The sequence below is a fragment of the Pseudomonas sp. NPDC087817 genome, assembly GCF_044742875.1.
Lineage (GTDB): Bacteria > Pseudomonadota > Gammaproteobacteria > Pseudomonadales > Pseudomonadaceae > Aquipseudomonas.
In genome coordinates this window covers 30,531-40,654 of sequence record NZ_JBIUVJ010000048.1, presented here as the reverse complement: position 1 = coordinate 40,654, position 10,124 = coordinate 30,531, and the positions used below count along the sequence as shown (strand labels likewise).

At 59.8% G+C, this 10,124-nt stretch carries 10 protein-coding genes; 2 read left to right on the top strand and 8 right to left on the bottom strand.

All coding sequences use genetic code 11. From position 1 onward, the window contains the following. Nucleotides 1-207: 207 nt before the first annotated feature. Entirely contained in the window at nt 208-630 is a 423-nt protein-coding gene (locus tag ACIONG_RS23080; RefSeq protein WP_007941657.1) for an OsmC family protein, read from the bottom strand. 237 nt (nt 631-867) lie between these two features. Here ACIONG_RS23080 and crp point away from each other — a divergent pair, with 237 nt between their 5' ends. Then, nucleotides 868-1,512, top strand: a complete 645-nt coding sequence (crp, locus tag ACIONG_RS23075) for a cAMP-activated global transcriptional regulator CRP (protein ID WP_103304388.1) — start codon at nt 868-870, stop codon at nt 1,510-1,512. 11 nt (nt 1,513-1,523) lie between these two features. On the opposite strand, the gene ACIONG_RS23070 is transcribed toward crp, so the two are convergent. The 4 genes from ACIONG_RS23070 to ACIONG_RS23055 all read right to left on the bottom strand — a co-directional run bounded on the left by ACIONG_RS23070 (nt 1,524) and on the right by ACIONG_RS23055 (nt 4,808). Then, nucleotides 1,524-2,222 carry a lipoyl protein ligase domain-containing protein gene (locus ACIONG_RS23070; protein ID WP_103304389.1) on the bottom strand — a complete coding sequence of 233 codons (699 nt, stop codon included), beginning with the start codon at nt 2,220-2,222 and terminating at the stop codon, nt 1,524-1,526. A gap of 97 nt (nt 2,223-2,319) precedes the next feature. Beyond that, complete coding sequence (gene trpC / locus ACIONG_RS23065; protein WP_103304390.1) at nt 2,320-3,159, bottom strand: indole-3-glycerol phosphate synthase TrpC; 840 nt, start codon at nt 3,157-3,159, stop codon at nt 2,320-2,322. Next, on the bottom strand, nt 3,156-4,205 hold the full coding sequence (gene trpD, locus ACIONG_RS23060; protein ID WP_103304391.1) for an anthranilate phosphoribosyltransferase: 1,050 nt from the start codon (nt 4,203-4,205) through the stop codon (nt 3,156-3,158). The genes trpC and trpD overlap by 4 nt, the downstream gene beginning before the upstream one ends. Before the next feature lie 9 nt (nt 4,206-4,214). Beyond that, nucleotides 4,215-4,808, bottom strand: coding sequence for an aminodeoxychorismate/anthranilate synthase component II (locus ACIONG_RS23055; RefSeq protein ID WP_213026735.1), 594 nt, complete (start codon nt 4,806-4,808; stop codon nt 4,215-4,217). Between the two features lie 407 nt (nt 4,809-5,215). Here ACIONG_RS23055 and estP point away from each other — a divergent pair, with 407 nt between their 5' ends. Further along, complete coding sequence (gene estP, locus ACIONG_RS23050; RefSeq protein ID WP_401302911.1) at nt 5,216-7,123, top strand: esterase EstP; 1,908 nt, start codon at nt 5,216-5,218, stop codon at nt 7,121-7,123. A 305-nt stretch (nt 7,124-7,428) separates the two neighbouring features. On the opposite strand, the gene trpE is transcribed toward estP, so the two are convergent. From trpE to ACIONG_RS23035, 3 genes are all read right to left on the bottom strand, one after another. Then, complete coding sequence (gene trpE, locus ACIONG_RS23045) at nt 7,429-8,907, bottom strand: anthranilate synthase component I (protein ID WP_315446220.1); 1,479 nt, start codon at nt 8,905-8,907, stop codon at nt 7,429-7,431. A 71-nt stretch (nt 8,908-8,978) separates the two neighbouring features. Then, a complete protein-coding gene (locus tag ACIONG_RS23040; RefSeq protein ID WP_401302909.1) occupies nt 8,979-9,797 on the bottom strand; it encodes a phosphoglycolate phosphatase in 819 nt (272 codons plus the stop codon). Beyond that, the coding region (locus ACIONG_RS23035; protein ID WP_401302907.1) for a ribulose-phosphate 3-epimerase at nt 9,794-10,124 on the bottom strand (331 nt) is incomplete at its 5' end. The genes ACIONG_RS23040 and ACIONG_RS23035, both read right to left, overlap by 4 nt.

The window sequence follows — 10,124 nt, the reverse complement described above, 5'->3', positions numbered from 1 at the left end:
CAGCGTTATCAAGCATGCCCGTCAAGTGCCAACAACGCAACTGCGTAGGACGGTTAACACCTCTACGCGATGGCGATTTTGGTTATCTGTTCAGGCGGATGACCCGTCGGTTGACCGATCACTGCCCTGAAAAAAGTGGCGCATTATGCAGACGTCAGCGGGGGATCGCCAGAGTCTGCACTGCTTTTATGATAGTTGAATGTCGGCTCAACCGAGTTCGATGATTTCGTAGTCGTGGGTAATTGCCACACCTGCGGCGCCAAGCATGATCGAGGCCGAGCAATACTTTTCGGCGGATAGCTCGATGGCGCGTTTGACCTGGGCTTCTTTCAGGCCACGGCCCTTGACCACGAAGTGCATATGAATCTTGGTGAACACCTTCGGATCTTCGGTTGCGCGCTCGGCTTCAAGGAAGGCTTCGCAGCTCTCAACAGCCTGACGGGACTTCTTCAGAATGCTGACCACGTCGAAGTTACTGCAGCCGCCGACGCCCAGCAGCAGCATCTCCATCGGGCGAACACCCAGATTACGACCACCGGCGTCCGGCGGACCATCCATGACCACGACATGACCGCTGCCGGACTCGCCGAGGAACATGGCTTCGCCAGCCCATTGGATGCGTGCCTTCATCGCCAAGACTCCACTGTAGAAAAAAGGGTCGCCAGCTTAGCACAGCGCCCCGGTCTGACAGCCAGCGGCGATCCTAGGACGGATGCCTCTAGGACGTAGGTAATTTCTCGAATTTTCGACGAAGTGTCTGGTAAGCTGGCGCCAATTCGCTGGCGCCCATGCCAGCTGTGTAGCGACCGCCTTCAGCGCCTCATAAAAAAATCAAACATCACCGTGCAGTCTTTTCGGGATACAACCATGGTTGCTATTACCCCAACACCCAAAATCAAGAACCTCGACAAGCTGCTGATGCATTGCCAGCGTCGTCGCCATGCGGCCAAGAGCAACATTATTTGTGCTGGCGACCGTTCCGATACGCTGTACTTCATCATCAAGGGCTCGGTGACGATCCTGATCGAGGATGACGATGGCCGCGAGATGATCATCGCTTACCTCAACGCCGGAGATTTCTTCGGTGAACTGGGCCTGTTCGAACAGGCCGGCCAGGAGCAAGAACGCAGTGCCTGGGTGCGAGCCAAGGTCGAATGCGAAATCGCCGAAATCAGCTACGCCAAGTTCCGCGAATTGTCCCAGCAGGATCCAGACATTCTTTACGTGCTGAGCGGACAAATCGCACAACGCCTGCGCAACACCACGCGCAAGGTCGGCGATCTGGCATTCTTCGACGTCACCGGTCGTGTCGCCCGTTGCCTGCTGGAGTTGTGCAAGCAGCCGGACGCCATGACCCACCCGGACGGCATGCAGATCAAGGTGACCCGCCAGGAAATCGGACGGATTGTCGGCTGTTCGCGGGAGATGGTTGGTCGCGTGCTCAAGGATCTTGAGGAACGCAACCTGGTCGATGTGAAAGGCAAGACCATGGTGGTCTTCGGTACACGGTAAGCCGGTAAAAATCAGGCGCTGTACATCTGCGCCAGCATCAGACGAAACAACTCATCAAGACGCGCCAACGCCTGTGGCGCGTTGAATTTTTCGTGCAGGGCAATGTGGCTTTGCGCCCGCACCCGCTGCTCCAGGCCGCAAGCTTCGTTGAAGCGATTGACGGCCGCCACCATCGATTCACGCTCGTTATCCATCAGCATTGCACCGTGAACCAAGCCAACCGGACGTTGCCCGCCCTGACTCTGGCGCCAACGTTGAGCCGTGCCGACCATTTTGCGACCGTCGAGATTGACGTTGAAGCGACCATCGCAGAACGCACCGTCGATTTCACCCAACGACGAAACACCACCCAACTCATCGAGTAACTGACAGATCGGATCGCACAGACGTCGATAGCCGGTTTCGATCCGGTTCAGATCGCCTTCGCTGCGTGGCGGGGCGTAGACCAAGGCGATGTTGATGGTTGCGGTCGATTGCGGGACCGGTTCACCGCCGGTTTCACGCAACAGCACCGGCCAACCGGCAGCAGCGGAGACTTCGCAGGCGTGTTCGAATCCGGGCAGGCGATTGAGGCGGCGCGGCATGACCAGGGCGCGGTCGCTGGGTTGCCAGAACAGCAGCCCGAACTCGGCGTCGCCGGCGCAGATCGAGGCCAGTAAATCCTGTTCGGCTTGCAGGCCGGCTTCGATGGTCAGGGGGGTGGGGATCATAAGGGTTCCGTAGGACGATGAGTCTGAGGTGAGTCTTATGCCGCCTTCGCGGGCAAGCCCGCTCCCACAGGGGACGCGGGCGCCTGAGAAGACTTGATCAGTCGAGGGTCGAACCGCTGACTACCGGACCACCGCGCTCCGGGAAGAACAACCGCTGCAGTTCGGTGCCCGGGTTTTCCGCGCGCATGAACGCCTCGCCGACCAAAAACGCGTAAACGTCACTGATTTCCATCAGCTCGACATCGGCGCGGTTGAGAATGCCGCTCTCGGTAATGACCAGGCGATCACGCGGAATACGCGGCAACAGGTCGAGGGTGGTTTCCAGGCTGACGTCGAAGGTGTGCAGGTTGCGGTTGTTGATCCCAACTAACGGCGTGTCGAGGGTTTTCAACGCGCGCTCCAGCTCATCGCCGTCATGCACTTCCACCAGCACGTCGAGACCGACGCCTTTGGCGACGGATGCCAGCTCGGCCATTTTCACGTCATCCAGTGCGGAGACGATCAACAGCACGCAGTCGGCGCCGAGCGCACGGGCTTCGACGATCTGGTACGGGTCGATCATGAAGTCCTTGCGGATCACCGGCAACTTGCACGCCGCACGCGCCTGTTGCAGGTAGATGTCGGCGCCCTGGAAGTAATCGATGTCGGTCAGCACCGACAGGCAGGTCGCCCCGCCCTTCTCGTAGCTTTTGGCGATGTCGGCCGGCACGAAGTTCTCGCGGATCACGCCTTTGCTCGGCGAGGCCTTTTTGATTTCGGCAATCACCGCAGGCTGCTTCTTCTTGGCTTGCGCCAGTAATGCCTGGGCAAAACCACGGGGTGCATCGGCCGCCTTGGCCAGACTTTCCAGCTCGCTCAGGCTGACGCGAGCGCTACGCTCGGCAACTTCCTGAACTTTGCGCGCCAGAATGTTTTCCAGAACCGTCGGTACACTCATCCCTCATTCTCCACTTTGAATACCGCGGTAAAGGCACCCAGCTCCTCGAGTTTTTCCCGAGCGAGCCCAGTGTGCAGAGCGTCGTGCGCAAGCTCCACGCCCTGTTTCAAACTGCTGGCCAGGTCAGCGGCATACAGCGCCGCACCGGCATTGAGCACAATCATTTCGGCGGCTTTCTGGCCGTTTTCGGTTTTGCGCTTGCCCAACGCGTCGCGAATCAGCGCCAGCGACGCTTCCGGGCCTTCGACCGACAGACCGTGCAGGCTCTGGCTCTTCATGCCCAAGTCTTCGGGTTCGACCCAATATTCAGTGATTTCGTTGTTTTTCAGCTCGGCGACAAAAGTCGGCGCAGCGAGGCTGAATTCGTCCAGGCCATCTTTCGAATGCACGACCAGTACATGTTTGCTGCCCAGGCGCTGCAAGACTTCGGCCAGCGGCCGGCACAAGGCTTGAGTGAAAACGCCCACCACCTGATGTTTCACACCGGCCGGATTCGTAAGCGGGCCGAGCATGTTGAACAGCGTACGCAGACCGAGATCGCGGCGCGGGCCGGCGGCGTACTTCATGGCTTTGTGGTGCGTCTGGGCAAACATGAAACCGATGCCGACGTTGTCGATGCAACGGGCGACTTGAACCGGCGTCAGGTTCAGATAAATGCCGGCCGCCTCCAGCAGATCGGCACTGCCGCTTTTGCCCGAGACCGCGCGGTTGCCGTGTTTGGCCACGGTGCAACCGGCAGCGGCGACAACAAAGGAAGAAGCGGTCGACACGTTGAAGATGTTGGCACCGTCACCGCCGGTACCCACCACATCGACTACGCCGTCGAGGGTTTTCAGTTCAACCTGATCGGCCAGCTCGCGCATGACCGACACGGCGCCGACAATTTCGTCGATGCTCTCGCTCTTCATGCGCATGGCCATCATGAACGCGCCGATCTGCGCGTCGGTGCATTGGCCAGTCATGATTTCGCGCATCACGTCGCGCATTTCATCGGTGCTGAGGTCGAGGTGATCGACGATACGGCTCAGGGCTGTCTTGATATTCATGGGAAGTCCTTAGCGCGTGCCGCCGGTTTGTTTGAGGAAGTTGGCAAACAGTTCATGGCCCTGTTCGGTCAGGATCGACTCGGGGTGGAACTGTACGCCCTCAATGTTCAAGGTCTTGTGACGCAGGCCCATGATTTCGTCGACGCTGCCGTCATCGTGTTGTGTCCACGCGGTCAGCTCCAGGCAATCGGGCAACGTCTCGTGCTTGACGATCAGCGAGTGATAACGGGTAACGGTCAGCGGATGATTCAGGCCTTGGAAAACGCCCTTGTCCTCGTGGAATACCGGGCTAGTCTTACCGTGCATGACTTGGCGGGCACGTACTACGTCGCCACCGAAGGCCTGGCCGATGGACTGGTGGCCGAGGCAGACACCGAGGATCGGCAGTTTGCCGGCAAAGTGCTTGATGGCTTCGATGGAGATGCCGGCTTCGCTCGGCGTGCACGGACCGGGGGACACCACGATACGCTCGGGGTTGAGCGCTTCGATTTCGGCGATGGTCAGTTCGTCGTTGCGCACGACTTTGACTTCGGCACCCAGCTCGCCGAGGTATTGCACAACGTTGTAAGTAAAGGAGTCGTAGTTGTCGATCATCAGCAACATGGCGTTTCGAACCTCTTGAATTCTGACTTGAAGACAGCCTTCAGATGACCTGCCCGCAGGGCGCTGCACGATGTCGGACGCGCCAGTGGCGTCGGCAAAGCGGTATTTCAAACGGGCAAGGAAGGCAAAGCGATACAGATCCGGCGGAGCCGGCAGAAAAGATTCAGGCGCGCCAACGCCAGCGGGCGTGTGCCTTGATGACTTGATCCAGAAGTTTGCTGGTGATCAACACGGGGAAGGTCTCGTTCATACGTTCCGGCACAGTAACTTAGCTGGGCGGAGCGTGCAATATGGCCGGGCCTGCGGGAGATAAAACCGGGGGAGGATTCGCGACCGATGGCAAAAGGCCGGAAGTTTTTGGTACTGTCGTTTCGTTCACCTACAACAATAAATAAACGGACTTGCTCATGATCAAACAGACGTTGTTTGTACCGCTGGCCGGATGCTTGCTCGCACTGGCCTGCGCCCAGGCGAATGCAGCGCCAAATCCCTACTCGAATTTCATTGTCTTCGGCGACAGCCTCAACGATGCCGGGACCTTCACCGACACCGGCGGCCCGGCCGGTGCCACTCAGCGCTACACCAACCGTACCGGCCCGGTTTATCTGGACGGCAGCGGTGAACAGCGCTCGCTGAATGCCACCCAACTGCTCGGTGGCCGCCTCGGTTTCACCCCGGACCAGACAGCGTCTTCCAGTTCGGCTGTGCGCGCCAACGAAGGCCTGCCGGATGGCAACAACTGGGCAGTGGGCGGATATCGTACCGACCAGATTCTCGATTCGATCACCACTCAATCCGCGACCGGCGAACGCACCCGCGCAGGCTACTTGCCGTCGAACGGTTTGCGCGCCGATCCGAACGCGCTGTACTACATCTCCGGCGGCGGCAACGACTTCCTGCAAGGGCGGATTCTCAGCCTGCCTCAAGCCAATGCCGGTGCCGACCGATTGGCCGACAGCGTGCAAGCCCTGCAGACTGCCGGCGCCAAATACGTGATGGTCTGGCTGTTGCCTGACGTCGGCCTGACCCCGGCCATCAACGGTACCCCGTTGCAGGCGTTCAGCAGTCAGCTCGCCAGCCAGTTCAACAGTCAACTGGTGACCCGCCTGCAAGGCATCAACGCCGAAATCATTCCGTTGAACATTCCGGTGTTGTTGTCGGAAGTGTTCGCCGACCCGGGGCGCTTCGGCCTCGCCACCGATCAAAACCTGACCGCGACCTGCTTCAGCGGCAGCAGTTGCCCGGAAAACGCCCGTTACGGCATCAACAGTGCGACACCGGATCCGAGCAAGTTGATCTACAACGACGGCGTACACCCGACCGAAGCCGGACAGAAACTCATCTCCGATTACGCCTATTCACTGCTCGCCGCACCGTGGGAACTGACACTGTTGCCGGAAATGGCCCACGCCACCGTGCGTGCGCATCAGGATGAGCTGCGCAGCCAATGGCAGGCGGACTGGGAGAACTGGCAAGCGGTCGGCCAATGGCGGGCGATTGTCTCCGCCGGCGGCCAACACTTGGATGTCGACAGCCAAAGCAGCGGCGCCAGCGCCGATGGCAGCGGTTACAACCTGAATGTCGGCGGCAGTTATCGCCTCAACGATGCTTGGCGCGTTGGCGTGGCAGCGGGTTTCTACCGGCAGAACCTGGAAGCCGGTCATAACGATTCGGACTACAAACTCAACAGCTATCTGGCTACAGCGTTTGCCCAATTCCAGCAAAACCGTTGGTGGGCTGACGCGGCATTGACCGGCGGCAAACTCGACTACGACAACCTCAAGCGCAAGTTCGACCTGGGCGCCAGCGAGGGTGCGGAAAAGGGTGATACCGACGGCCATCTGTGGGCCTTCAGCACCCGTGTCGGTTACGACATCGCTCAGCCGGGCAGCGAATGGCATCTGTCGCCGTTCGTCAGCGCCGATTATGCCAGCGTCGATGTCGATGGCTACTCGGAGAAGAGCAACCGCGCCACGGCACTGACCTTCGATGACCAGGCTCGCGATTCGAAACGTTTGGGCGTCGGCATTCAGGGCAAGTACAACTTCACTCCGCAAACTCAGGTGTTTGGTGAGTACGCGCATGAGCGTGAGTACGAAGATGATGTGCAGAAGGTCAACATCGCGCTTAATACCTTGCCGGCGAATGACTTCAAGCTTGAGGGCTATACGCCGCAGAGCCACTTGAACCGTTTGAGTTTGGGCGTCAGCCACAAGCTCACGGCGGATCTGGCGCTGCGTGGCGGGTACACATTGCGCAAGGATGATGACTTTACCCAGCAGGGCGTGAATGTTGGGGTGGTATTGGATTTTTAAGCGGTAGATCAAAAGATCGCAGCCTACGGCGGCTCCTACAGGGGTTTGTTGCAGGCCATAAAAAAGCGGCGCCCTCACAGGCGCCGCTTTTTTATGGATCATATTTTCCGGGATGGGCGACATTGACCTGTGGCGAGGGGATTTAGCGAAACGTCGCACCGCCCCGATCGGCGGCGCAGCAGTCGCAAACCCATTGCGCACGGTACACCTGAAGAATCCGTGTTGCAGCTTTCAGGGCCGCTTCGCGCCCCATCGGTGATAAATCCCCTCGCCACAAAGGCTCACGCCTACAGGGGGATGTGTGGTCAGTCCGGGGTTTGCTCGGCCAGGGCCACGGCGCGGAACATCGCGCGGCGTTTGTTCAGGGTCTCTTCCCATTCCAGCGCCGGGACCGAGTCGGCGACGATGCCGCCACCGGCCTGCACGTGCAACTCGCCGTTCTTGATCACCGCGGTGCGGATCGCAATCGCAGTGTCCATGTTGCCGTTCCAGGCGAAGTAACCGACTGCGCCGCCATACACGCCACGTTTGACCGGCTCCAGTTCGTCGATGATTTCCATCGCACGAATTTTCGGCGCGCCGGACAAGGTGCCCGCCGGCAGAATCGCCCGCAATGCATCCATCGCCGTCAGCCCTTCTTTCAACTGGCCAGTGACGTTGGAAACAATGTGCATCACGTTGGAATAACGCTCGATGACCATTTTCTCGGTGAGCTTCACCGAGCCGATTTCCGAAACACGCCCCGTGTCGTTACGCCCCAGATCGATCAGCATCAAGTGCTCGGCAATCTCTTTGTCGTCCGACAGCAGGTCTTCTTCCAGCGCCAGATCGGCTTCTTCGGTGGCGCCACGCGGGCGCGTGCCGGCAATCGGGCGCACGGTGATCAGGTTGTCTTCGACCCGCACCAGCACTTCCGGCGAACTGCCGACGACATGGAAGTCACCGAAGTTGAAGAAATACATGTACGGCGTCGGGTTGAAACAACGCAGTGCGCGGTACAGATCGATCGGCGCAGCCTTGAAGTCAATCGACATGCGCTGCGACGGCACGACCTGCATGCAGTCACCGGCGAGGATGTATTCCTTGATGGTGTCGACGGCTTTTTCGTAATCGTCCTGGGTGAAACTGGAACGGAACACCGGATCAGCCGCTTGCTGCTTGCTGAAATCCAGGCCACGGCGCGGAGTGATCGGCTGACGGAGCTTTTCCAGCAACGCCTGCAATTGCGCCTGACCTTGTTCGAATGCATCCGCTTGCGCCGGGTCGGCCAGCACAATCGCGTGCATCTTGCCGGCGAGGTTGTCGAACACCACGACAGCGTCGGAGACCATCAGCAAAATGTCTGGCACGCCCAACGGATCCGGGTTCGGGCATTTGCCCAGGCGCTTCTCGACATAACGCACGCAGTCGTAACCGAAGTAACCGACCAGGCCACCGTTGAAACGCGGCAGACCGGCGATGGTCGGCACGTTGTAGCGCGCCTTGAAGGTTTCGACGAAGGCCAACGGATCTTCAACGTCGTGGCTTTCGGTTTCGACGCCATCAACAGTGATGCTCACGTGATGGTCGTGAACTCGCAACACGGTGCGGCACGGCAGGCCGATGATCGAATATCGGCCCCATTTCTCGCCGCCCTGCACCGATTCGAGCAGGTAGGAGTTGGGCTGGTCGGCCAGTTTCAGGTAGATCGACAGCGGCGTGTCGAAGTCGGCCAGGGTTTCGCAGGCCAGCGGGATGCGGTTGTAGCCGTCGGCGGCCAAGCGCAGGAATTCTTCGCGGATCATAAGGTGCCTCGTGGTGTGAGGTGCAAATCAGTCAGGTGTGCAAACGCGCCGGCAGGCCGGCCAGGAACAAGTCAGGCGCGCCAACGCCAGCGGGCCAGGGCCTTGATGACTGACATCCAGAGTTTGCGGGTGACCACCACGATGGCGTTTCCAGAAGGGGATTGAGAAGCGTCGGGCAACGTTATCTCAGCGGCCGTACCGAGGCAACCGGGAATTAGCTTGCGCAGATCGTCGATCACCAGCGCCGGGGATTCCTCGGCAATAGGTCGGCCATGGTTGTAGCCGTAACTCAGTGCCACGCATTTGACCCCTGCCGCTTTCGCCGCCAGCACGTCGCTGCGCGAGTCGCCGACGAACAACGATTGCGAGGCCGGGATGTTGGCCATTTTCATCACGAAGAACAACGCGGCCGGGTCAGGCTTCTTCTGCGGGAGCGTGTCACCGCCGATGATCCACTTGAAGTAGCGGCCGATCTTCATCTGATCCAGCAACGGCGCGACGAAGCGCTCCGGCTTGTTGGTGATCAGCGCCATTGCCACGCCCTGCTTGTGCAGCCACTTGAGGGTGTCGCGCACGCCGGGATAAACCACGGTCAGCTCATGGCTGGCGCCGTAAGCCTCCATGAAAACCTCCAGCGCGTGCTCGGCCTCGACGTCATCCACGGAAGAATGATCGATGCCACCGGCCAGTGCGCGGCGTACCAGCACTGGCGCGCCGTTGCCAACCCACTCGCGCACCGCGTCGATGCCCGCAGGTTGGCGGCCGAGGGTGAGCAGCATGTTGTCCACCGCTGCCGCCAGGTCGGGAACCGAGTCGATCAGCGTGCCATCCAGATCGAACATCACCAACCGTGGCAGTTTGCCCGGGAACAGCTGCTCAAAACCGCTCATGGACGTGCCAGCGCCAGCTCGGAACGCATCTTGTCGATGACTTCCTGATAGTTCGGCGCGTTGAAGATCGCCGAGCCGGCCACGAACGTGTCGGCGCCAGCGGCGGCGATTTCACGGATGTTGTTGACGTTGACGCCGCCATCGATTTCCAGACGGATGTCACGGCCCGAGGCATCGATGATCGCCCGCGCTTCGCGCAGTTTGTCGAGGGTGCCGGGAATGAACTTCTGCCCGCCAAAGCCCGGGTTGACGCTCATCAGCAAGACCATGTCGACCTTGTCGATCACGTACTTGAGCACGTCCAGCGGGGTCGCCGGGTTGAACACC